At 59.6% G+C, this 23,618-nt stretch carries 21 protein-coding genes; 14 read left to right on the top strand and 7 right to left on the bottom strand.

Going from position 1 to position 23,618, the window contains the following annotated elements; translation table 11 throughout:
- From pilW to AD668_RS22390, 9 genes are all read left to right on the top strand, one after another.
- Positions 1 to 759, top strand: coding sequence for a type IV pilus biogenesis/stability protein PilW (gene pilW / locus AD668_RS22430; RefSeq protein ID WP_053162323.1), 759 nt, complete (start codon positions 1 to 3; stop codon positions 757 to 759).
- Positions 759 to 1,781, top strand: coding sequence for a RodZ domain-containing protein (locus AD668_RS22425; RefSeq protein ID WP_053162322.1), 1,023 nt, complete (start codon positions 759 to 761; stop codon positions 1,779 to 1,781). The genes pilW and AD668_RS22425 overlap by 1 nt, the downstream gene beginning before the upstream one ends.
- 3 nt (positions 1,782 to 1,784) lie before the next feature.
- Positions 1,785 to 2,894 carry a flavodoxin-dependent (E)-4-hydroxy-3-methylbut-2-enyl-diphosphate synthase gene (gene ispG / locus AD668_RS22420; protein WP_007944259.1) on the top strand — a complete coding sequence of 370 codons (1,110 nt, stop codon included), beginning with the start codon at positions 1,785 to 1,787 and terminating at the stop codon, positions 2,892 to 2,894.
- 37 nt (positions 2,895 to 2,931) lie between these two features.
- On the top strand, positions 2,932 to 4,221 hold the full coding sequence (hisS, locus tag AD668_RS22415; protein WP_053162320.1) for a histidine--tRNA ligase: 1,290 nt from the start codon (positions 2,932 to 2,934) through the stop codon (positions 4,219 to 4,221).
- A 42-nt stretch (positions 4,222 to 4,263) separates the two neighbouring features.
- Entirely contained in the window at positions 4,264 to 4,905 is a 642-nt protein-coding gene (locus AD668_RS22410; RefSeq protein ID WP_053162318.1) for a tetratricopeptide repeat protein, read from the top strand.
- Positions 4,898 to 6,049: an outer membrane protein assembly factor BamB gene (gene bamB, locus AD668_RS22405; protein WP_053162317.1), complete on the top strand. Its 1,152-nt coding sequence runs from the start codon at positions 4,898 to 4,900 to the stop codon at positions 6,047 to 6,049. The genes AD668_RS22410 and bamB overlap by 8 nt, the downstream gene beginning before the upstream one ends.
- Before the next feature lie 236 nt (positions 6,050 to 6,285).
- Entirely contained in the window at positions 6,286 to 7,755 is a 1,470-nt protein-coding gene (der, locus tag AD668_RS22400) for a ribosome biogenesis GTPase Der (protein WP_017340309.1), read from the top strand.
- A 210-nt stretch (positions 7,756 to 7,965) separates the two neighbouring features.
- Complete coding sequence (locus AD668_RS22395; protein WP_053162315.1) at positions 7,966 to 9,114, top strand: pyridoxal phosphate-dependent aminotransferase; 1,149 nt, start codon at positions 7,966 to 7,968, stop codon at positions 9,112 to 9,114.
- Positions 9,102 to 9,893 carry an amidohydrolase gene (locus AD668_RS22390; protein ID WP_053162313.1) on the top strand — a complete coding sequence of 264 codons (792 nt, stop codon included), beginning with the start codon at positions 9,102 to 9,104 and terminating at the stop codon, positions 9,891 to 9,893. The genes AD668_RS22395 and AD668_RS22390 overlap by 13 nt, the downstream gene beginning before the upstream one ends.
- A gap of 145 nt (positions 9,894 to 10,038) precedes the next feature.
- On the opposite strand, the gene leuA is transcribed toward AD668_RS22390, so the two are convergent.
- On the bottom strand, positions 10,039 to 11,718 hold the full coding sequence (gene leuA / locus AD668_RS22385; RefSeq protein ID WP_053162311.1) for a 2-isopropylmalate synthase: 1,680 nt from the start codon (positions 11,716 to 11,718) through the stop codon (positions 10,039 to 10,041).
- Between the two features lie 387 nt (positions 11,719 to 12,105).
- On the opposite strand from leuA, the gene AD668_RS22380 reads away from it, so the two are divergent.
- Complete coding sequence (locus AD668_RS22380; RefSeq protein WP_053162310.1) at positions 12,106 to 12,462, top strand: hypothetical protein; 357 nt, start codon at positions 12,106 to 12,108, stop codon at positions 12,460 to 12,462.
- Between the two features lie 81 nt (positions 12,463 to 12,543).
- On the opposite strand, the gene AD668_RS22375 is transcribed toward AD668_RS22380, so the two are convergent.
- The 3 genes from AD668_RS22375 to AD668_RS22365 are packed head-to-tail and all read right to left on the bottom strand — an operon-like array spanning position 12,544 to position 15,681.
- On the bottom strand, positions 12,544 to 13,365 hold the full coding sequence (locus AD668_RS22375) for a M23 family metallopeptidase (protein WP_053162308.1): 822 nt from the start codon (positions 13,363 to 13,365) through the stop codon (positions 12,544 to 12,546).
- Positions 13,366 to 13,368: 3 nt separating this feature from the next.
- A complete protein-coding gene (xseA, locus tag AD668_RS22370) occupies positions 13,369 to 14,748 on the bottom strand; it encodes an exodeoxyribonuclease VII large subunit (protein ID WP_053162306.1) in 1,380 nt (459 codons plus the stop codon).
- A gap of 42 nt (positions 14,749 to 14,790) precedes the next feature.
- Positions 14,791 to 15,681: a LysR family transcriptional regulator gene (locus AD668_RS22365; RefSeq protein ID WP_053162305.1), complete on the bottom strand. Its 891-nt coding sequence runs from the start codon at positions 15,679 to 15,681 to the stop codon at positions 14,791 to 14,793.
- Between the two features lie 99 nt (positions 15,682 to 15,780).
- Between AD668_RS22365 and AD668_RS22360 the strand changes: the two genes are divergently transcribed.
- On the top strand, positions 15,781 to 16,548 hold the full coding sequence (locus AD668_RS22360) for a sulfite exporter TauE/SafE family protein (protein ID WP_053162304.1): 768 nt from the start codon (positions 15,781 to 15,783) through the stop codon (positions 16,546 to 16,548).
- 120 nt (positions 16,549 to 16,668) lie between these two features.
- Here AD668_RS22360 and AD668_RS22355 read toward each other — a convergent pair whose 3' ends face one another.
- From AD668_RS22355 to AD668_RS22345, 3 genes are read right to left on the bottom strand one after another with little or no spacing between them, the layout of a single operon-like run.
- A complete protein-coding gene (locus tag AD668_RS22355) occupies positions 16,669 to 17,070 on the bottom strand; it encodes a hypothetical protein (protein ID WP_053162302.1) in 402 nt (133 codons plus the stop codon).
- A gap of 8 nt (positions 17,071 to 17,078) precedes the next feature.
- Positions 17,079 to 17,507, bottom strand: a complete 429-nt coding sequence (locus AD668_RS22350; RefSeq protein WP_053162300.1) for a DNA polymerase III subunit chi — start codon at positions 17,505 to 17,507, stop codon at positions 17,079 to 17,081.
- 60 nt (positions 17,508 to 17,567) lie between these two features.
- On the bottom strand, positions 17,568 to 19,058 hold the full coding sequence (locus AD668_RS22345) for a leucyl aminopeptidase (protein ID WP_053162298.1): 1,491 nt from the start codon (positions 19,056 to 19,058) through the stop codon (positions 17,568 to 17,570).
- A gap of 413 nt (positions 19,059 to 19,471) precedes the next feature.
- On the opposite strand from AD668_RS22345, the gene lptF reads away from it, so the two are divergent.
- The 3 genes from lptF (at position 19,472) to lepA (ending at position 23,615) form a co-directional block, all read left to right on the top strand.
- Positions 19,472 to 20,590 (top strand): LPS export ABC transporter permease LptF, encoded by a 1,119-nt coding sequence (lptF, locus tag AD668_RS22340; protein ID WP_053162296.1) that lies wholly within the window; start codon positions 19,472 to 19,474, stop codon positions 20,588 to 20,590.
- Positions 20,583 to 21,644 (top strand): LPS export ABC transporter permease LptG, encoded by a 1,062-nt coding sequence (gene lptG / locus AD668_RS22335; RefSeq protein WP_053162294.1) that lies wholly within the window; start codon positions 20,583 to 20,585, stop codon positions 21,642 to 21,644. The genes lptF and lptG overlap by 8 nt, the downstream gene beginning before the upstream one ends.
- Before the next feature lie 171 nt (positions 21,645 to 21,815).
- On the top strand, positions 21,816 to 23,615 hold the full coding sequence (gene lepA, locus AD668_RS22330) for a translation elongation factor 4 (RefSeq protein WP_053162292.1): 1,800 nt from the start codon (positions 21,816 to 21,818) through the stop codon (positions 23,613 to 23,615).
- Positions 23,616 to 23,618: the final 3 nt, after the last annotated feature.

Here is a 23,618-nt window from a genome sequence, read left to right as displayed (position 1 = left end):
ATGTCCCTGCGCTTTGCGCTGCTTTTGCTGTTGGCCAGCCTGTGTGCTGGCTGCGTGCTTTCGGGCGATTACAACCCGATGAAGACCAGCAAGGGCCGTGATGAAGCGCGTGAGGCCTATGTGCAGTTGGGCATCGGTTACTTGCAACAGGGCATGACCGAGCGTGCAAAAGTACCCTTGAAGAAGGCGCTGGATCTGGACGATGCAGACCCGGACGCCAACGCGGCGCTGGGGCTGGTGTTTCAGGCCGAGATGGAACCTGCACTTGCCGACCAGCATTTTCGCAAGGCGCTGTCTTCCCGTCCCTCCGATGCGCGAATCCTCAACAACTACGGCAGTTTTCTGTACGAGCAAAAGCGTTACAAGGAAGCCTACGAGCGCTTTGAACAAGCCGCTGCCGATACCCTGTATCCTGAGCGTTCGCGGGTATTTGAGAATCTGGGCATGACGGCGGCGATGCTGGGGCAGCGTGAATTGGCCCAGCAACAGCTGGAAAAAGCCCTGCGTTTGAATCGGCAACAACCACGTGCATTGCTGGAAATGGCTGAGTTGTCTTACGAAGACAGGCATTATGTGCCCGCGCGTGATTATTACGACCGTTTTAGCCAGCTCACCGAGCAAAATGCACGTAGTCTATTGCTCGGCATTCGGCTGGCAAAAGTGTTTGAAGATCGCGACAAGGCCGCCAGTCAAGGCCTGCAACTAAAAAGACTCTATCCCGGTACCCCGGAATATCAGCAATACCTGTCGGAGCAATGATGAAAGCGGCGCATCCCGAAGTTGTAGCAGCGAATCGCGTAAACCCCGGTGAGACTTTGCGCCAGGCCCGCGAGAGCAATGGCTGGTCGCTGGCCGAAGTGGCCCTCAAGCTCAACCTCACCACTACTTCCCTGAGCAATCTGGAAGCCGGCGCTTTCGACAAGCTGCCTGGGCATACCTTCGCGCGTGGCTATATTCGCGCTTATGCCAAATTGCTCGGCATGGATCAGGCCGTTCTGGTCCAGCAATTCGATCAATCCACCGGCACCGACTCCCAGGGCAGCAATGTTCACAGCCTGGGTCGTATTGAAGAGCCTGTGCGGGTTTCCCACACCATTTTGCGAATCGTCAGCCTGCTGTTGCTGGTCGCGGTCATCGGTGGCGGTTTCGTCTGGTGGCAGGATCAGACCTCGATGCGTACCAAGGACCTGATCGGTCTGACTCCCGAGCACGTTGAAGTCGAAGGTGCCGACGGTACGACACAGATTCATCCGCTGGACGAGCCGGAAGACCAGGCTGTCGCGCAAGGTCAGGCGGAAGGCGAGACAGCCCTGGCCCTGCCACAGGCCGAGACCTTGGACGAAGCCCCGGTTGAAACCCCGGCAGTCGCACCCGTTGCGCCTACGGCTCCAGCACCTGTTGCACCTGCGCATAGCACTGCGCCAGTACCAGTTGCTGCGGCAACTCCAGCCCCGGCAGTTCCTGCGGTACCGGCCCCTGTTGTGACGGCTCCTGTTGCGCCGAGCGCCCCCGCTCCTGTTGCGACTGCTCCGGTTGCCGGTCAGGGTCAGGTTCAAATTCAGTACACCACCGATTGCTGGACGCAGGTGGCCGACGGCAGCGGTAAAGTGCTGTTCAGTGGTCTCAAGCGTAAAGGCGAAAACGTTTCCGTCAGCGGCAAACCGCCGTTTGCTGTGCGTCTGGGTTATGCCCGTGGCGCACAGGTCAGTTACAACGGCAAGGCGGTTGATGTTGCTCCGTTCACCAGTGGCGAGACTGCTCGCCTGAAGTTGGGTCAATAAGTCATGCACGGCGAATCTCCAATCAAACGTCGCGAATCGCGCAAGATCTGGGTCGGTAACGTGCCTGTTGGCGGCGATGCGCCTATCGCTGTGCAGAGCATGACCAACAGCGACACCAACGATGTCGCGGCCACTGTCGCCCAGATCAATCGTCTGGAAGCGGCCGGTGTCGATATCGTGCGGATTTCCGTACCGGACATGGACGCCGCTGAAGCCTTCGGCAAGATCAAGCAACTGGTCAAGGTGCCGCTGGTTGCCGACATTCACTTCGACTACCGCATCGCCTTGCGCGTAGCCGAGCTGGGCGTGGACTGCCTGCGGATCAACCCGGGCAACATCGGTCGCGAAGACCGTGTGCGAGCGGTGGTCGATGCCGCCCGCGATCGCGGGATCCCTATCCGCATCGGCGTTAACGCCGGCTCCCTGGAAAAAGACCTGCAAAAGAAATATGGCGAGCCGACCCCGGCGGCACTGGTCGAATCGGCCCTGCGTCACGTCGAACACCTGGAGCGCCTGAACTTCCAGGACTTCAAGGTGAGCGTTAAAGCCTCTGACGTGTTCATGGCCGTCGAAGCGTACCGCTTGCTGGCAAAAGAAATTGTCCAGCCGCTGCACCTTGGCATCACCGAAGCCGGTGGTTTGCGTTCAGGTACAGTGAAATCTGCGGTGGGCCTCGGTATGCTGCTCGCCGAGGGGATTGGCGATACTATCCGCATCTCGTTGGCGGCCGACCCGGTCGAGGAAGTGAAAGTCGGCTACGACATTCTCAAGTCCCTGCACCTGCGTTCCCGTGGCATCAACTTCATCGCCTGCCCGAGTTGCTCGCGGCAGAACTTCGATGTGGTCAAGACCATGAACGAGCTGGAAGGGCGCCTCGAAGACCTTTTGGTCCCGCTGGATGTTGCGGTCATCGGTTGCGTGGTCAACGGGCCGGGTGAAGCCAAGGAAGCCCATATCGGCTTGACCGGCGGCACACCGAACCTGATTTACATCGACGGCAAGCCGTCGCAGAAATTGACGAATGACAATCTGGTGGATGAGCTTGAACGCTTGATCCGCCAGAAAGCGGCCGAAAAGGTCGAGGCTGACGCTGCCGTTATTGCGCGCGGCTGAACCTGACTGAAGAGCCGAACGAATTTAAGGATTTAAAGTGAGCAAGTCATTGCAAGCCATTCGTGGCATGAACGACATCCTGCCCGAGCAGACTCCCCTGTGGCGTCATTTCGAAGGCACCGTTTCGCGTCTGCTCGATAACTATGGTTACAAGCAGATCCGCATGCCGATCGTCGAGTTCACCGAGCTGTTCAAGCGCTCGATCGGTGAAGTGACGGACATCGTCGAAAAAGAGATGTATACCTTCGACGACCGTAACGGTGATTCCCTGACCCTGCGCCCGGAAGGCACAGCGGCTTGTGTGCGAGCAGTGCTTGAGCATGGCATCACCGGTGGTGGTCAGGTACAGAAGTTGTGGTACATCGGCCCGATGTTCCGCCACGAGCGTCCGCAGAAAGGTCGTTATCGCCAGTTCCACCAGATCGGTGTCGAAGTGTTCAACCTCGACGGTCCGGACATCGACGCCGAGCTGATCGTGCTGACCTGGCGCCTGTGGGGCGAGCTGGGTATTCGTGACGCGGTCAAGCTCGAGCTGAACAGCCTGGGCACCAGTGAATCCCGTGGTCGTTACCGCGAAGCGCTGGTCGAGTTCCTGTCCGGTCACCTGGACAAGCTGGACGAAGACAGCCAGCGCCGCCTCAAGACCAATCCGTTGCGGGTCCTGGACACCAAGAACGCCGACACACAGGCGATCCTGGTCGACGCACCTAAAATGGCTGACTACCTCGATGAAGAGTCCCGTCTGCACTTCGAGGGCCTGAAGGCTCGCCTGGATGCTGCCGGTATTCCTTATGTGATCAACCCGAAGCTGGTGCGCGGTCTGGATTACTACAGCAAGACCGTTTTCGAATGGGTCACCGACAAACTGGGTGCCCAGGGCACCGTGTGTGCTGGTGGTCGTTACGACGGCCTGGTCGAGCAGATGGGCGGCAAGCCTACTGCCGGCGTGGGTTTCGCCATGGGCATCGAGCGGCTGGTGCTGTTGCTGGAAACCCTGGAGCAGATCCCGCAAGAGATCTCCCGTCAGGTCGATGTCTATCTCTGTGCCTTCGGGGAAGAAGCGGAGTTGGCCGGTCTGGCCCTGGCCGAACGTGTGCGTGATCAATTACCCAACCTGCGTCTGCAAGTGAACGCCGGCGCCGGCAGTTTCAAAAGCCAGTTCAAGAAAGCCGACAAGAGCGGTGCGTTGTATGCACTGATCCTCGGTGACGACGAAATGGCCCAGCAAGTGGTAGGTTTCAAACCCCTGCGTGGCCAGGGCGAACAACAAAGCATTGCCTGGGATGCGCTTGCCGCTCACCTGGCCACCTGCGTCGTGCAGGGTTGAAGCTGTCTTAAACAGCCGAATTAGCGATTAAGGAGTATTGGGGTGTCGAGTACCGAAGACGAAAATTTGGCGGATTTGAAGGATTGGTGGTCGCGCAACGGCAAGCCCCTGGTTACTGGCGGCCTGTTGGCGCTGGTCATCGTGTTCGGCTGGCAGGCGTTCCACAAGTATCAGAGCAATCAGTCGCAAGGCGCCTCGATCCTCTATCAGCAATTGCTGGAAACCACGCTGACGCCCGACGGCAAGCCTGATGCTGCCCGCGTGGCGGACCTGGCAGGCAAGCTCAACACTGAGTTTGCCGGCAGCGCTTATGCGCAATACGGCAGCCTGTTCGTGGCCAAGGTTGCGGTCGACAGCGGCAAGCTGGATGACGCGTCCACCGAACTGAAAGCCATTGTCGCCAAACCGGCCAACCCGGCACTGGGCGAAATCGCCCGTCAGCGTCTGGCTCAGGTGCTGGGTGCGCAGAACAAGGCCGACGAGGCATTGAAACTGCTGGAAGGCGATGCCGACAAGGCGTTCCTGGCCACTCGCGAAGAACTCAAGGGCGACCTGCTGGTGCAGTTGGGTCGTACCGAGGAAGCGAACGCGGCGTATCAAAAAGCCAAGGCGGCACTGTCGGACGAAGCGGCGGTCGGTGGCCTGCAAATCAAGCTGGACGACCTGGCCAAAGGGGATGCGTGACGTGATTCGTTGGAAACATGCAGCATTGCTGGCTCTGGCCCTATTGGCCGCGGGTTGCAGCAGCAACAGCAAAAAAGAACTGCCACCGGCCGAACTGGTCGACTTCAAGGAAGAAGTGGTTCTGCAAAAGCAGTGGAGTCGTTCGATCGGTGACGGTCAGGGCGAGTCGTATAACATGCTGGTCCCGGCGATCGATGGCGATACCATCTATGCCGCCGACGTTACCGGTGTGGTCATGGCCATGGACCGCAGCAACGGCGACGTGAAATGGAAGAAGGATCTCGAGCTGCCTGTCTCCGGCGCCGTTGGCGTCGCTTACGGTCTGCTGACGATCGGTACGATCAAGGGTGAAATCGTTGCCCTCGACGCCATCAACGGCGAAGAGAAATGGCGCGCTCGCGTGTCCAGCGAAGTCCTTGCGCCGCCGGCCAACAACGGTGACGTTGTGGTGGTTCAGACTCAGGACGATCGCCTGATCGGCCTGGACGCCGCTACCGGTAACCGTCGCTGGATCTATGACAGCACGCCTGCGGTACTGACCCTGCGTGGCACCAGTGCGCCGATCGTGACCAACCGCCTCGCGGTGGCTGGCCTGTCGACCGGTAAAGTGGTTGCGGTGGATATCTCCAACGGTGTGCCGGTGTGGGAACAGCGTGTAGCGATCCCGCAAGGTCGTTCGGAGCTGGAGCGTGTGGTCGATATCGACGGCGGCTTGCTGCTGTCGGGCGAGACGCTGTATGTCGCCAGCTATCAGGGGCGCGTTGCCGCTCTGGATCTGCAAAGCGGCCGCCAGCTCTGGCAGCGTGATGCGTCCAGCTACGCCGGTGTCGCCCAAGGATTTGGCACTGTCTACGTGAGCCTGTCGTCGGGCACCGTTGAAGGCGTCGACGAGCGTTCCACCACAGCCCTGTGGAGCAACGATTCGCTGGCCCGCCGTCAACTGTCGGCTCCGGAAGTGTTCTCCAGCTATGTTGCAGTCGGTGACCTGGAAGGTTACCTGCACTTGCTGAGTCAAGTGGACGGCCGTTTTGTCGGCCGCGAACGCATCGACAGCGACGGCCTGCGTGCCCGTCCGCTGGTGGTGGGTGACACGATTTATGTGTATGGCAACAGCGGCAAACTGGAAGCCCTGACCATCAAGTAAGAACTATGCTTGGGGTTAACCGCCCCAGGCTGCTTCACTTGTGGGTATGAATGTGGGAGCGAGCCTGCTCGCGATGGACGTTAACGAATACGTTTACGTCCTGAATAAACGCGGTGCCCCGGCGTTTTTCGCGAGCAGGCTCGCTCCCGCAGGAAAGCACACAGTGTTGCCCCGAGCACCAGCCGCTGCCTAGCAGCGGCTTTTGTATTTTCTGAAATAACGAAGTGGAGAGCCGCATGGTTCCCGTAATCGCCCTGGTGGGCCGACCGAACGTCGGCAAGTCCACCTTGTTCAACCGCCTGACCAGGACTCGTGATGCCATCGTTGGCGACTTGTCCGGTCTGACCCGTGATCGCCAATACGGTGAGGCCAAGTGGCAAGGGCGTTCCTACATTCTGGTCGACACCGGTGGTATCTCCGGTGACGAACATGGTATGGACGAAAAGATGGCCGAGCAGTCGCTGCTGGCCATCGAAGAAGCGGATGTTGTTCTGTTCCTGGTAGATGCCAAGGCCGGTTTCACCGCCGCCGACCAGATGATCGCCGAGCACTTGCGCAAACGTAACAAACGTTCCTACGTGGTTGCCAACAAGGTCGACAACATCGACCCGGAAATGGCCCGCGCCGAATTCGCTCCGTTGGGCATGGGCCACGCGATCCCGATCGCCGGTGCCCATGGTCGTGGCATCACCCAGATGCTGGAAATCGCCCTCAGCGATTTCCCGAAAGACGAAGAAGAGCCGGAAGACGGCGAGGAAGAGATCGTTGCCGAAGGTGAGGAAGCCAAGCGCATTCCTGGCCCGAGCGAAAAAGACGGGATCAAGATCGCCATCATCGGCCGTCCGAACGTCGGCAAGTCGACCCTGGTCAACCGCATGCTCGGTGAAGACCGGGTCATCGTGTATGACCAGCCCGGCACCACCCGCGACAGTATCTACATCCCGTTTGAGCGTAACGACGAGAAGTACACACTGATCGACACCGCCGGTGTGCGCAAGCGCGGCAAGATCCACGAAGAAGTCGAAAAATTCTCCGTGGTCAAAACCTTGCAGGCGATCAAAGACGCCAACGTGGTGATCTTTGTGATGGACGCCCGCGAAGGCGTGGTGGATCACGACCTCAACCTGTTGGGCTTTGCCATTGAGTCGGGTCGCGCGCTGGTTATCGCGATCAACAAGTGGGACGGCATGACGCCGAGCGAGCGCGACTTCGTGAAGGTCGAGTTGCAACGTCGACTGTTCTTCGTTGACTACGCCGATATCCACTTCATCTCGGCGCTGCACGGCACCGGCGTGGGCAACCTCTACGCCTCCGTACAGAACTCGTTCAAGTCCGCCGTTACTCGCTGGCCAACCAACCGCCTGACCCAGATTCTGGAAGATGCGGTAGGCGAGCACGCGCCGCCGATGGTCAACAACCGCCGGATCAAGCTGCGCTACGCCCACCTGGGTGGTGCGAACCCGCCGATCATCGTGATCCACGGTAACCAGATCGAGAAAGTGCCGAAGTCGTACGTACGCTATCTGGAGAACACTTACCGCCGTGTACTGAAGCTGGTCGGCACACCGATCCGCATCGAGTTCAAGGGCGGCGAGAACCCGTACGAAGGCAACAAGAACTCGCTCACCGACCGTCAGGTCAACAAGAAGCGTCGTTTGATGTCGCACCACAAGAAAGCCGACAAGAAGCGCCGCGACAAGCGTTGACGCTTGTGTAGGAGCCGGCTTGCTGGCGATGGCACCATCGCGGTTCATCTGAAGTACCGCAGTGATAGGATCGCCAGCAAGCCGGCTCCTACAGGGGGCGGCAGTAAAAAGGGTACTCACCAGAGTGCCCTTTTTTTATGGGCGCCGGATGGGCTATCCTCGGGCTCTCCCGTGCCGCCGTAGAGCCGGGTGTAGAGCAGGGAATCACCGATGATCACCAGTAAGCTGCCGAATGTCGGCATCACTATCTTCACGCAGATGTCTCAGCTCGCGGCTCAGACCGGCGCGCTCAATTTGTCCCAGGGGTTTCCCGATTTCGATGCCCCGCAAGCCCTGTGCGATGCGGTCGGGCGGCACATCGCCAATGGCCACAACCAGTATTCTCCAATGACGGGCCTGCCGCTCCTGCGTCTGCAGATTGCGGCGAAGATTTCGCGCAGCTATGGCGTGAATGTCGATGCAGACCATGAAGTGACGGTCACCCCCGGCGCGACCCAGGCGATCTTCTGCGCCATTCAGGCGGTTATCCACAGCGGTGACGAAGTCATCGTGTTTGACCCGGCCTACGACAGTTACGAGCCTTCGGTGGAACTGGCTGGCGGTCGTTGCGTGCATGTGCAGCTGGGTGTGAATGACTTCAGCATCGACTTCCAGAGGCTCGCCGATGCGTTGAGCCCGCGTACGCGGATGATCATCCTTAATACCCCGCACAACCCGAGTGGCGCGCTGATCAGCCGTGCCGAGCTGGATCAGTTGGCGGATTTGATCCGTGACCGCGATATCTATGTGATCAGCGACGAAGTCTACGAACACCTGGTGTACGACGGCGTACCTCATGTCAGCGTGCTGAATCATGAAGAGCTGTATCAGCGTGCCTTTGTGGTCAGCTCGTTCGGCAAGACCTATCACGTTACGGGCTGGAAAACCGGCTACGTGATCGCACCGCCGGCGCTTACGGCAGAGCTGCGCAAGGTTCACCAATACGTGAGCTTCTGCGGTGTAACGCCGTTGCAATTCGCGCTGGCCGATTTCATGGCCTCGCACCCTGAACATGTGGAAGAGTTACCGGATTTCTATCAGGCCAAGCGCGATCTGTTCTGCGACTTGCTGGCACCATCGCGCTTCAGTTTTACGCGAGTCACGGGCACTTACTTCCAGTTGGTCGACTACTCGCAGATCCGCCCGGACCTCAATGACGTCGAGATGGCGCTATGGATGACCCGCGAACACGGCGTGGCAAGCATCCCGATTTCGGTGTTCTACCAGTCGCCGCCGGTCGGCCAGCGTTTGGTGCGCCTGTGCTTCGCCAAGCGTGAGGAGACCCTGCGTGAAGCAGCGGAGAAACTATGCGTGATCTGAGTGCATTGCCCGATCTGAACGTGGCGCTGATCCAGACATCCCTGGCCTGGCATGACCGACAGGCGAATCTGGAACATTTCGAACCGCTGCTGGAACAGGCCCGCGATGCAGACCTGATCATCCTGCCGGAGATGTTCACCACCGGCTTCTCCATGGAGTCCGAAACCCTCGCGGAGTCGGAACACGGACCGACCAGTAAATGGTTGCGTGCTCAGGCGGCGAAGCTGGATGCGGTGATTACCGGGAGTGTCATCGTCCAGGCCGCTGATGGCAGTCATCGCAATCGTCTGTTGTGGGCTCGGCCCGATGGCGAGGTGCTGCACTACGACAAGCGCCATCTGTTCCGCATGGCCGGTGAGCACAACCATTTCACGCCGGGTGAACGTCAGGTGCAGTTCGAGCTGAAAGGCTGGCGGGTACGGCCGTTGATTTGCTACGACTTGCGTTTCCCTGTGTGGAGTCGCGATGCCCAGGACACCGACCTGTTGCTGTACACCGCCAATTGGCCGGGCGCGCGTCGCCAGCACTGGAACCGTTTGCTACCGGCGCGAGCGATCGAGAACCTCTGCTATGTGGCGGCGGTGAATCGCATCGGCACCGATGGCAAAGGTTTTGCCTATACCGGTGACAGTCAGGTGCTGGACTTCCAGGGTGAGACGTTGCTCAGTGCAGGGGAGGCGGATGGAGTGTTCAAGGTGACGCTGGAAGCGGCGCAACTGGCGGCGTATCGCACGCGGTTTCCGGCGAATCTGGATGCCGATACCTTCGAGTTCACCTGATAACTCTGTAGGAGCTGGCTTGCCAGCGATTACGTCCTGACAGATGCATCGAGAACTCAGCATCGCCAGCAAGCCGGCTCCTACAGCAGAATGAAAAAAGGCCCCAGGGTTCGCACCCTGGGGCCTTTTGCATTTTCGCGATGGCTTACGCCGCTTTCGCTTCCGGCTGGCTCAGCGAACGGTTCAGCGCGCTGAACAGCGCCTTGAAGCTGGCCGTGGTGATGTTTTCATCGATCCCCACGCCGTGCACCGCACGTTCACCGTTCACACGCAGTTCAATGTAGGCCGCTGCCTTGGCATTGGTGCCTGCGCCGATGGCGTGTTCGTTGTAATCCATGATTTCGACCGGGATCGGCAAACCGGCCACCAGTGCTTCCAGGGCGCCGTTGCCCTTGCCGCGCCAGTGCAGGTTGGTTTCGCCCTGACCTTTGCTGGCCACTTCCACTTCGACGGCGCTGTTGCCGTTTTCTTCCTGCAGGCGATGGCTGACCAGGGCGTACGGGGTGTTGGCTTGCAGGTACTCGCTGATCAACAGCGAGTGGATCTGCTTGGCGGTCATCTCCAGGCCCAGGCGATCGGTTTCACGCTGCACGACCTGGCTGAACTCGATCTGCATGCGACGCGGCAAGCTGATGCCGTATTCCTGTTCCAGCAGGTAGGCGATACCCCCCTTGCCTGACTGGCTGTTGACTCGGATGACCGCCTCGTAGCTGCGGCCGATGTCGGCCGGGTCGATCGGCAGGTACGGCACTTCCCACAATGCATCGGATTTCTGCTGGGCAAAGCCCTTGCGGATTGCATCCTGGTGCGAGCCGGAGAAAGCGGTGTGCACCAGGTCGCCGACATACGGGTGACGCGGGTGTACCTGAATCTGGTTGCACTCTTCGACGACTTTGCGCACGCCGTCGATGTCGGAGAAGTCCAACTGAGGGTCCAGGCCCTGGGTGTACATGTTCAGGGCCACGGTCACGAGGTCGACGTTACCGGTACGCTCGCCGTTGCCGAACAGGCAGCCTTCGACACGGTCGGCACCGGCCATCAGGCCCAATTCGGTGGCCGCAACGCCAGTACCACGGTCGTTGTGGGTGTGCAGGCTGATGATCACGCTGTCACGACGGTTGATGTGACGGCCGAACCATTCGATCTGGTCGGCATAGATGTTCGGGGTCGCGCATTCGACGGTGGCCGGCAGATTGAGGATCATCTTGTGCTCGGGCGTCGGGTTCCAGACTTCGATCACCGCGTCGCAGACTTCCTTGGCGAACTCCAGTTCGGTGGCGCTGAAGGTTTCCGGCGAGTATTCGAAAGTCCACTGGGTGTCCGGCTGCATGGCCGCGTACTTGACGAACAGCTTGGCCGCGCTGACGGCGATTTCCTTGATCCCGTCCTTGTCCTGGTTGAAGACAATGCGGCGGAACGAAGGAGAGGTCGCGTTGTAGAGGTGAACGATGGCTTTCTTCGCGCCACGCAAGGATTCAAAGGTGCGCTCGATCAGGTCTTCACGGCCCTGGGTCAGCACCTGGATGGTGGTGTCGTCCGGGATGTGGTTGCCTTCGATCAGGGTGCGAACGAAGTCGAAGTCGGTTTGCGATGCGGCCGGGAACGACGCTTCGATTTCCTTCACGCCGACCTGCACCAGGGTTTTCCAGAAGCGCAGCTTCTTGACGGCGTCCATCGGTTCGATCAGCGACTGGTTGCCGTCGCGCAGGTCGGAACTGCACCAGATTGGCGCGGCAGTGATGGTTTTCGATGGCCAGGTGCGGTCCGGAATGTCGATGGTCGGGAACGCGCGGTATTTCGAAGACGGGTCTTTGAGCATGCTCATCTGGAAATCCTTATTGTGTGGGCCGAAAAAAGGCGGCCTGCCGGTGGATCAAAAGTTCTTGGAGTACTGCTTGGGACGAGGCACCACGATTCAGCCCGGCAGTCGTGCGCTGACGAGGCACAGGCTGCGGTGCTGGCGAAGCTGAATGAGGGTGTGCGAGGTTTTCATGCCTTCAACCCTAACCTTGGGGGGGAAGGATGGCAAGCAGTCGAAAAAAATTGAGAGGAATCCTCTTGGTTGTGTATTTACCGAGATTTTATTGCTGTTTTTTGCATAAATATTTGACTTGTTTGCGCATGCTTCGAGCGATGCGCAATCGAAGGGTTTGGCGCTGCGGACTGATACCGGGACTATTCTTAAAGCCTGAGTGGCAAGCAGGAGTCGCTGATGAACGAGTCCGATTGGAAACGATATTGCGAGTTGCGACCGGTAGCCCATGAGCGGATGTGCATCCGCATCATGACCGACGTCGAAAAGATCGTGCTGGACAGGAGCATTGCGCCCTACGAGCGGATCGAAACCAGCGAAGAGCTGTTGAAGGCCGGGCAGAAGGAGCTGTATTGGGCGTTTGGCGTCTTTCGGTTTTCACGCCATGAAGCGCGTTCGCATCTGCTTGGGCTGTGTGCGCGGGAGTTGATCACGGCGCAGGAGTTGAGCGGTTTCTCGCAGGAGACCCAGGAATGGGTCAGGCACTGCCTGGCGGACCGGGAGGTTCACGGGATTGAGGATCTGGACGCTGAGTAGGGCCCTAAAAGATCGCAGCTCCTGCAGGGTATGCATCCATCCCTGTAGGAGCTGGCGCAGGCTGCGATCTTTTGATCTTCCTTAAGGCTGGAATGCCCCAATAAAAATCGCCGGATCCACCCGCGCATCATTCAAGCTGATATTCCAATGCATATGCGGCCCGGTCGCCCGCCCAGTCGCTCCGACCTTGCCGACCACGCCGCCGCGAGCCAGTTGCTGGCCGACTTTCACATCGATCTTCGACATATGGCAGAACATGCTGATGAAGCCCTGGCCGTGGTCGACGAACACCGTGTTGCCGTTGAAGAAGTAATTGCCGATGAGAATCACCTTGCCTGCGGCCGGCGTCTTGATGGGTGTCCCGGCGCCCACTGCGAAATCCAGGCCTGAGTGAGGATTACGCTCTTCACCGTTGAAGAAGCGGCGCACACCGAACTTGCTCGACAGCGGCCCGTTGACCGGTTTATCCAGCAGAAGATTGCTCGGCGTGTTCGGGCTGAACGTACGGTAAGCGGTGATTTGCTCGGCGAGTTCACGCTCGATTCGCTTGAGGTTCTCCGGGTCCGGATTGACCTGTTGCGTGTTCTTCAGCGTGATGCGCTGCTCCGGGTACTTCTTGTTGCCAACGGTGAAACCCAGATTGCGACCGCCACTGCTAATGGACTGGGCACCCGGTTTCACCGTCAGCGGCACGCCGACAATGGCCAGCCAGTTGTTCTGTTCCTTGACCACCAATACGGGTTTGCCCTGATAGCTGGCTTTCGGCGCCTGTGCCGAAGCGCCCAGGTCGACCACGGCCACACCGCCCGGCACCGGTTTGTTCAGCAGGCGGGTGATGTAACTGTCGGCATGGGCGTCGAGGGTCAGGCACAGCAACAGCAGTGGAGCAAAAAAACGTGGCATGGATCAGTCCAGTAGAGAAAGGGTGACAGGCGTCAGGTGATTGTCTTCGACCCGGACTCGCAGTTCGCCTTCGCCCAGTTTGGCTGTCAGGCGCTGACCGGTTTGGGTTTGCCCGGCGCTGCGGATCGCCTTGCCGCGTTCATCCAGCAGAATGCTATAGCCACGGCCGAGGGTTGCCAGTGGGCTGACCACATGCAGCGTCTGCATCTGGCTGTGCAACTGCAGGCGCCGGTTCTTCAGCCCTTCGCGGATGGCGCGGGGCAGGCGTTCGGCGAGGCTGTCGAGGCGTTGGCGCAGCATCGCCAGTTGCCGGCCGGGGTGTTGCCCGGCCAGACGAGTCTCCAGGCGGATCAACCGCTCGCGACGGGTATTGAGGCTGCGCTCGAACGCGCGGCGCATGCGCATGTCCAGGTCATCCAGGCGTTGCGCTTGCTGGCGCAGACGCTCGCCGGGATGACGTAGACGACGGGAGATGCCTTCCAGTCGCAGCCGGTCGCGCATCAGGCGATCGCGCATGCGCATCACCAAGCGGCGGTGCAGGCTTTCGACCCGGCGCACCAGATCACTGGAATCCGGTGCCAGCAGTTCAGCGGCAGCGGAGGGCGTCGGAGCGCGAACGTCGGCGACGAAGTCACTGATCGATACGTCGGTTTCATGGCCGACGGCGCTGACGATGGGCGTCACGCAGGCGTCGACGGCGCGGGCAACCGCCTCTTCGTTGAAACACCAGAGATCTTCCAGCGAGCCACCGCCACGGGCCAGGATCAACGCATCGAAGCCACGGGCGTCCGCCAGCTTGAGCGCACGGACAATCTGCGCAGTGGCTTCGCGGCCCTGTACGGCGGTGGGGATCAGCGTCAGCTGAATCTGCGGTGCTCGGCGGCGGAACACGCTGATGATGTCGCGGATCACCGCGCCGGTGGGCGAGCTGATGATGCCGATGCGTTGTGGATGCGCCGGCAGCGGCACTTTGCGCTCGGCGCTGAACATTCCTTCGGCGCTGAGTTTTTCCTTGAGCGCATCGAAAGCCAGGCGCAAGGCGCCATCGCCGGCCGGCTCCACGGTGTCGAGGATCAACTGATAATCGCCGCGTCCTTCGAACAACGAGACTTTGCCTCGGACCTTGACCGCCAGGCCATCCTTCAAGGCCTGACGCACGCGTGCGGCGTTCTGCCGAAACAGTGCACAACGCACCTGGGCGCCGCTGTCCTTGAGGGTGAAATACACGTGGCCGGACGCCGGGCGGGCGAGGTTGGAAATTTCGCCTTCGACCCAGATGTTGCTGAAGACGTCTTCGAGCAACACCCGTGCGCGGCCGTTGAGCTGGCTGACGGTCAGGACTTCGCGGTCCAGGCCGAGTCTTGCAAAGGGATCTTTAATCATGGGGCGCAGTTTAAAGGCATTTTCCAAGTGAATGCACGATCCCTATATCACCAAATGATCGATGAACTGTTGAACCAGCGTCGTTGGGTGTTTGCGGTATGCCAAGGCGACGCTGCTATGGCTGTCGGGGTCTGCCAATGGCAGAAAATGGACGTCGGGTGACGCAATGTCCTGCATCGATTCCGGCAAAAGGGCGATACCAAATCCCGCCTGGATTAATTGCAGTTGCGTGGTTTTACGCGACATCACCCGAGCTGCTTTGGGAAAGAAGCCCTGGCGCATGCACAACTGCGCAGACAGGTAGCTAAGCCCTCCTCGTTGGGGGTGAGGGATGGAAATAAACGCTTCTTCACGCAACTGTCCCAGGTTGATTGGCTGCCCGGGTATGTCCCCGGCCAACCAGTGATCGGGCGGAACTGCCACCAGCAAAGGTTCATCGTAAAGCACCTCTATCTGTATCCCTTCGCACTGGCGGAGCACTGGCAAACGCAATAGACCGACATCCAGTCGACCGTCTGCCAATTCTTGCAGCTGCGCTTCGGAAGACAACTGGGCGATGTCCATGGATACACCGGGATGATGTTCAAGATAATCGCTGACACTGCGTAGCAGTCGGCCGCTCATGGGCACCGTGCTGGAATGACTCAGGCGTAAGGTACCGGTTTGGCCACTACCGATCTTGGTGGCCATTTCGCTGGCCTTGATCAGTTCGCTCAACAGATTTTTGGCTCGTGGTAAAAAAGCTTCCCCCGCAGGTGTGAGCTGGGGCCTGCGTGCAGTACGTTCAAAGAGCGGGGTTTTCAGGTGCGCTTCCATGTCCTTGATTTGTCGACTCAGCGCCGACTGGGCGATGAACAGGCGCTCGGCTGCAGCCCCAAAACTGCCGCACTCAGCGATTTCTACGAAGTAACGCAGTTGCCGGATTGAAAGCATAAGGCATGCCTTTTTGAGATTGGTAGGTGGCTTTGACGATATTAGTCGCAACCCTCGGCAATGGCTAAAGTCAGCGAACTTAAATAGAGGAACGCTGCAATGAGCGCATTGACGTTGCTGGGGCAATGGCCGTTTGGCGCCATGGACTGGCTGGTGATTGGTGGGGGCATCGCCCTGGCTTACATCGTGTTCGGCATCGCCGGTTTCGGCACCGCGCTGGTGGCGGCGCCGATTTTGATTTTGTTCATGCCGCTGTCGAAGATTGTGCCGTTGCTGGTGTTGCTGGATTTCGTCGCAGCGTTCGGCAACCTGCTGCCCTCGCGGCGGGATGTGGCGAAACCGGAGTTGCTGCGGTTATTGCCCTGCATGGCGGTTGGCTGCGCTTTGGGCGTTGTGTTCCTGCTGAACCTCAAATCCGATCTGTTGCTGCTGTTGATGGGGCTGTTTATCAGCGCCTATGCAATCTACAGCTTGTGGGTAAAGGTTCGCCCGACGCAGTTATCGGCCGCGTGGGCAGTGCCAATGGGTGCGGTAGGCGGGATGTTCGGCGCGTTGTTTGGCAGTGGTGGATTTTTGTACGCGATTTATCTGAACAGCCGTTTGTCAAAGGAATCAGCCCGGGCCACCCAAAGCGCATTGATCAGCTGCAGCACGGTGGTGCGTTTGAGTCTGTTTGCTATAGCCGGGGTCTATGCGGATTTGCCACTGTTGGCGCTGGCACTGTGTCTGCTGCCGGCCATGGCATTGGGGCTTTGGGTCGGTCGGCGGCTGACCCTGCGTTTGTCACGCGAAGCGTTCGTGCGGTTGGTCACCTGGTTGGTGCTGGCTAGCGGAATTGCCCTGATCGGGCGTTATCTCAGTGCATGACCGGATCCGCTTTTTGTAGGAGCCCGGCTTGCCGGCGATGGCACCCTTGAGGGCGCCATCGCCGGCAAGCCGGGCTCGTGCACAGAGCGGTTCGTGGCTTCACGATGACCGGCTTTCAGCTCAATCGTTGTACTGGCTCAACAACCGCTCCAGTCGTGCACTCAGGCGCCGTTTGATTTCGGTTTCGATGTGCGGCGCGAAGTCGTCGATCACGTCCTGCATGATCAGCTGCGCAGCGGCGCGCAGTTCGCTGTCCAGGTGCAGCAAGTCGTCGGGGTTCTTGATGGCAGTTGGCGCCGGTGCCGGTGCCGGTTCGGCCGCGGGCGCAGGGGCGGGTGGTGCGACGGTCGGCGCGGGAGCGCTAACGGTGTCGAACAACATGGGAATCTGTTCCTGATCGTCGTCCTCGACCGTCTCGGTCAGCAACGGCGGTTGCAGGTTGTCATCTCCGAGCAACTGACGGATCGATTCAAGGTCGTCCAGCAGGTGCGAGGATTGTTGCAGCGGTTTTGGAGTGTCCATCGGAATGCTCAGAGTCGCTGTAAACGGTGATCTTGCAGAGGATAGCCCTGTTCGCGGTAGAAACGGAAACTCTCCCGCGCGGCCTGGCGAATCGTCGGGTCTTCCACCACCACTTCCGCCACGCGGGCAAAGCGCTGGGCGAAGGCAGGGACTTTCAGGTCGAGATTGATCAGCAAGTCCTGATGCTCACCACAGTCATCGCCAAAACCCAGCACGATCAAGCCGTCCGGTTCATGTTCGGCGGGACCGTGGGGCACGAAGCTTTCACCCTTGAAGGTCCACAGGCGCGCATCCAGGTCATCGCGCTGTGTGGCGTCGCTGCAATGCAGATATACGCGGTGGCCCATGCGCCAGGCTTTTTCGGTGAGCTTGCAGGCGAAGTCCAGCCGTGCCGAGGGATCGGCGCTGGGCAGGATGTAAAAGTCGACTTTGGTCATTGCGGTTCCTGAGCCTTTGGCAGCGTTGCCCGAGAGCAACGCCGCCAAGGGTCATTGGTTTCAGGCTTTGGCACGGTCCAGCAGGTACTGGGTCAGCAGGGGAACCGGACGGCCAGTGGCGCCCTTGTCCTTGCCGCCGCTGATCCACGCGGTGCCGGCGATGTCCAGGTGCGCCCAGTTCAGGTTCTTGGTGAAGCGCGACAGGAAGCAGGCAGCGGTGATGGTGCCGGCTTTCGGGCCGCCGATGTTGGCGATGTCGGCGAACGGGCTGTCCAGCTGCTCCTGGTACTCATCAAACAGCGGCAGTTGCCAGGCGCGGTCGTCGGCAGTCTTGCCGGCGCTCAGCAGTTGGCTGATCAGTTCGTCGTTGTTACCCAGCAGGCCAGAGGTGTGGGAGCCCAGCGCAACGATGCAGGCGCCGGTCAGGGTCGCGATGTCGATCACCGCTTGAGGCTTGAAGCGCTCGGCGTAGGTCAGGGCGTCGCATAGCACCAGACGGCCTTCGGCGTCGGTGTTGAGGATTTCCACGGTCTGGCCGCTCATGGTGGTGACGATGTCGCCAGGGCGCGCAGCGTTGCCGCTTGGCATGTTCTCGGCGCAAGCCAGGATGCACACCAGGTTGATCGGCAGCTTCAGCTCAAGCACGGCACGCAAGCTGCCGAATACGCTGGCGGCGCCACCCATGTCGTACTTCATTTCATCCATGCCGGCGCCCGGCTTGAGGCTGATGCCGCCGGTGTCGAAGGTGATGCCTTTGCCGACCAGTGCGTACGGCTTCTCGGATTTCTTGCCACCGTTGTATTGCATGACGATCAGGCGCGGCGGTTGGGCGCTGCCCTGGCCGACGGCATAGAACGAACCCATGCCCAGGGCCTTGATCTTCTTCTCGTCGAGGACTTCGACTTTAAGGTCCTTGAATTCCTTGCCCAGGTCTTTCGCCTGCTCACCGAGGAAGGTTGGGTGGCAGATGTTTGGCGGCAGGTTACCCAGGTTGCGGGTGAAAGCCATGCCATTGGCGATAGCGGTGGCGTGGGTCACGGCGCGTTGCACTTCAGCCTGAGCAGCCTTGATGGTCAGCAGGGTGATTTTCTTGAGTGCGCGCGGTTCGGCTTTCTGGCTTTTGAACTGATCGAAGGTGTATTCGCCATCCACCAGGGTTTCAGCCAGCAGACGGGTCTTGCCGTAGCTGTCGCGGCCCTTGACCACGACTTCGTCGAGCGCCAATACCGCGTCGCTGCCACCCAGGCCTTTGAGGGTGTTGAGAATGCCGGCGATGATTTTACGGAATGGGCGGTCACCCAATTCGTCGTCCTTGCCCACGCCCACCAGCAGCACGCGGTCGGCCTTGAGGTTCGGCAGGCTGTGCAGCATCAGGCTCTGGCCAACTTTCCCGGCCAGATCGCCGCGCTTGAGTACGGCGCTGATTGCGCCACCGCTCAATTCATCGAGTTGTTTGGCCACGGCACCGAGCTTGCGGCCTTCGCTGACGGCAACCACCAGGGTGGCGGTCTTCAACGTTTCCGGGTTAACGCTTTTTACAACCAGTTCCATGTCCGGTTCCCTGAATTGATGGTGATCTCGCAAGTGCCCGACACCGTATGTGCGCCACTTGCCTATAAAGAGAAAGGCGCCAGGTCGATCGGCGACAAAGGCCGCAGTTTGAACCTCGCTACCGGCGCCTGACAACCCTCGGTTGTGCGATTGGATTATCGACCCTGCAGGCGCGAGCATGCTCGCGAAGGTCGTCAACGATAACGCGGGTAGGGAGCCCCGCAGCGGTCTCGAGTTTCTCGCGAGGGTGCTCGCTCCTACAGTACAGGCGTCCCGTGTTCATGCATTGCGCAGTGACAGGCGCACCCAATCACAGGATAATGCGCCATCTTTTTCGGCAGCTCTGCCTTGCGGGTTGTCTGATACGTTTGCTTGTTTGGCCGCCTTAGCCTGACAACCCTGGAGTGTCTGGTTTGATTGTCTTCCGTTATCTGTCCCGCGAAGTCCTCTTGACCTTGAGCGCCGTCAGCGCCGTGCTGCTGGTCATCATCATGAGCGGCCGCTTCATCAAATACCTTGCCCAGGCGGCTTCGGGTCAACTCGATCCGGGCTCGTTGTTCCTGATCATGGGGTTTCGTCTGCCGGGCTTTCTCCAACTGATCCTGCCGCTGGGCCTGTTTCTCGGGATTCTGCTGTCCTACGGTCGCCTGTACCTCGAGAGCGAAATGACCGTGCTTTCGGCCACGGGCATGAGCCAGCAACGCCTGTTTCGCATGACCCTGTTCCCGGCCACGCTGGTGGCGCTGGTCGTTGCCTGGTTGAGCCTGAGCCTGGCCCCGCAAGGCGCCAATCAATTTCAGTTGTTGCTGAACAAGCAGGACGCCCTGACCGAATTCGATACCCTCGAACCTGGTCGTTTCCAGGCCCTGCGTGACGGAACCCGGGTGACGTACACCGAGCAGCTATCGGATGATCGCGTCAATCTGGGCGGTGTGTTCATTTCCCAGAAAAACATCAGTTCAGAAAAGAAGGACCGTGGGATCTCGGTACTGGTGGCTGAAAAGGGCCGTCAGGAGATCCGCCCTGACGGCAACCGCTACCTGATCCTCGACAACGGTTATCGCTACGATGGCAACCCGGGGCAGGCCGACTACCGGGCCATCAAGTACGACGAGTACGGTGTCTTGCTGCCCAAGCCCGATGTCAGCGATGAAGTCACTGACCGCGATGCCATGACCACGGCGACCTTGCTGGGCAACGATGACATTCGCTCGCGCACTGAGCTGCAATGGCGATTGTCCCTGCCTTTGCTGGTATTCATCGTGACCTTGATGGCGGTACCGCTGTCGCGGGTCAACCCGCGTCAGGGCCGGTTCCTCAAGCTGCTGCCGGCGATTCTTCTTTACATGGCTTACCTGACCATCCTGATTGCCGCTCGTGGTGCGCTCGAAAAGGGCAAGATTCCACCGGCACTGGGCTTGTGGTGGGTGCACGGGATATTCCTGATCATTGGCCTGGGCCTGCTTTACTGGGAGCCGTTGCGCCTGAAGATGGCGAGTCGCCGCAGCAAGCTGGAGGTGGCTCGTGGTTAAGCTGGATCGCTACATCGGTAGCAGTGTGTTCATGGCGATCCTCGCCGTGCTCGGGATCATCCTCGGCCTGGCGACGTTGTTTGCGTTCATCGATGAAATGGGCGATGCCAGCGATACTTACACACTGCTCGATGTGTTGAGCTATGTGTTGCTGACGGCTCCGCGTCGCCTCTACGACATGCTGCCGATGGCGGCCTTGATCGGTTGCCTGATCGGTCTCGGCAGTCTGGCCAGCAACAGCGAATTGACCATCATGCGCGCCGCTGGCGTGTCGATTGGTCGAATCGTCTGGGCGGTGATGAAGCCCATGCTGGTGTTGATGCTGGTGGGTGTGCTGATCGGCGAGTATGTCGCCCCGGCCACCGAAAGCGTTGCTCAGGCCAACCGCTCGCTGGCCCAGGGCAGCGGTGACTCGCAAAGCGCCAAGCATGGCCTGTGGCACCGTCAGGGCGACGAGTTCATTCATGTCAACTCGGTGCAACCCAATGGCATCCTCTACGGCGTGACCCGTTATCGCTTCGACAACGAGCGGCACATGCTGTCGGCGAGCTTCGCCAAGCGTGCGGAGTTCGACAAGGATCACTGGCAGTTGTCGGACGTCACGACCACGCTGTTCCACGAAAAGAACACCGAAGTTGTATCCGCTCCGGTTGAGCGTTGGGATGTGGCGTTGAGCCCGCAATTGCTGAACACCGTGGTGATGACGCCGGAGTCGCTGTCGATCAGTGGGCTGTGGAGTTATATCCATTACCTGGCGGATCAAGGGCTTAACAATGGTCGCTACTGGCTGGCATTTTGGGTCAAGGTGTTGCAGCCGCTGGTCACCGCCGCACTGGTGCTGATGGCGATTTCCTTCATTTTCGGACCGTTACGCTCGGTGACCCTCGGTCAGCGGGTGTTCACCGGTGTGCTGGTGGGTTTCACCTTCCGCATCGTTCAGGATTTGCTGGGCCCTTCGAGCCTGGTATTCGGTTTCTCGCCGCTGTTTTCCGTGCTGGTCCCGGCCGGGGTCTGTGCCGTGGCAGGGCTTTGGTTGTTGCGCCGCGCCGGTTGATGGCCGGGTAATTACGGACTTTTCGGTAGTAAAAACGCCCCTGTCGCAAGACCGGGGCGTTTTTTGTAGGTGCCGTCTGACCTGCAAACGTGACGCTTGCGCCGTGGATCAGGTACAATTCCCGGCTATTTTTCGGCGGGCTATGCCTGCAGCCTTTTTGAGTGTTGATCCGTGAGTGATTTGAGTCATATCCGCAATTTCTCCATCATCGCCCACATTGACCATGGCAAGTCGACGCTGGCCGACCGCTTCATCCAGATGTGTGGCGGCCTCGCCGAGCGCGAAATGGAAGCCCAGGTCCTGGACTCCATGGATCTGGAGCGTGAACGCGGGATCACCATCAAGGCGCACAGCGTCACCCTGTATTACAAAGCCCAGGACGGTATCAACTACCAACTGAACTTCATTGACACCCCCGGCCACGTTGACTTCACCTACGAAGTCAGCCGTTCGCTGGCGGCCTGTGAAGGTGCGCTGCTGGTGGTTGACGCAGGTCAGGGCGTTGAAGCGCAGTCGGTTGCCAACTGCTACACGGCGATCGAGCAGGGCCTGGAAGTGATGCCGGTGCTGAACAAGATCGACCTGCCACAGGCCGATCCTGACCGCGTCAAGGAAGAAATCGAAAAAATCATCGGCATCGATGCCACCGACGCAGTCGAGTGCTCGGCCAAGACCGGCCTGGGCGTCGACCAGGTGCTCGAGCGTCTGGTCGCCACCATTCCTGCGCCGACCGGCAACTACGAAGATCCGCTGCAAGCGTTGATCATCGACTCCTGGTTCGACAACTACCTGGGCGTCGTGTCCCTGGTGCGCGTGCGCCACGGCCGTGTGAAGAAGGGCGACAAGATCCTGGTCAAGTCCACCGGCAAGATCCACCTGGTGGACAGCGTCGGTGTATTCAACCCGAAACACACCCCAACCGCTGACCTCAAGGCCGGTGAAGTGGGCTTCATCATCGCCAGCATCAAGGACATCCACGGTGCGCCAGTGGGCGACACCCTGACTTTGAGCTCGACGCCGGACGTCGACGTGCTGCCTGGGTTCAAGCGCATTCAGCCGCAGGTCTACGCCGGCCTGTTCCCGGTCAGCTCCGACGACTTCGAAGACTTCCGCGAGGCGCTGCAAAAGCTCACCCTCAACGACTCGTCGCTGCAGTACACGCCGGAAAGCTCCGACGCCCTGGGCTTCGGCTTCCGTTGCGGCTTCCTCGGCATGCTGCACATGGAGATCATTCAGGAGCGCCTTGAGCGCGAATACAACCTGGACCTGATCACCACCGCGCCGACGGTAATCTTCGAGCTGCTGCTCAAGACCGGCGAGACTATTTACGTCGATAACCCGTCCAAGCTGCCGGACCTGTCTTCCATCGAAGACATGCGCGAGCCGATCGTGCGCGCCAATATTCTTGTGCCGCAAGAGCACCTGGGCAACGTCATTACCCTGTGCATCGAAAAACGTGGTGTTCAGGTCGACATGCTGTTCCTCGGCTCCCAGGTACAAGTGACCTATGACCTGCCGATGAACGAAGTGGTACTCGACTTCTTCGATCGCCTGAAGTCCACCAGCCGCGGCTATGCTTCGCTGGACTACCATTTCGATCGCTATCAATCGGCTAGTCTGGTGAAACTGGACGTGCTGATCAACGGTGACAAGGTCGACGCCCTGGCGCTGATCGTGCACCGTGACAACTCGCACTACAAAGGTCGCCAGTTGACCGAGAAGATGAAAGAACTGATTCCGCGGCAGATGTTCGACGTGGCAATCCAGGCCGCCATTGGTGGGCAGATTGTGGCGCGGACAACCGTCAAGGCGCTCAGAAAGAACGTATTGGCCAAATGCTACGGTGGTGACGTCAGCCGTAAGAAGAAACTGCTGGAAAAGCAAAAGGCCGGTAAAAAACGCATGAAGCAGGTCGGCAACGTGGAAATTCCACAAGAAGCCTTCCTTGCCGTGCTCAGGTTGGATAGTTAGGTC

Source organism: Pseudomonas sp. P1.8 (assembly GCF_001269805.1).
Taxonomy (GTDB): Bacteria; Pseudomonadota; Gammaproteobacteria; order Pseudomonadales; family Pseudomonadaceae; genus Aquipseudomonas.
This window is presented reverse-complemented; position numbering and strand designations above follow the sequence as displayed.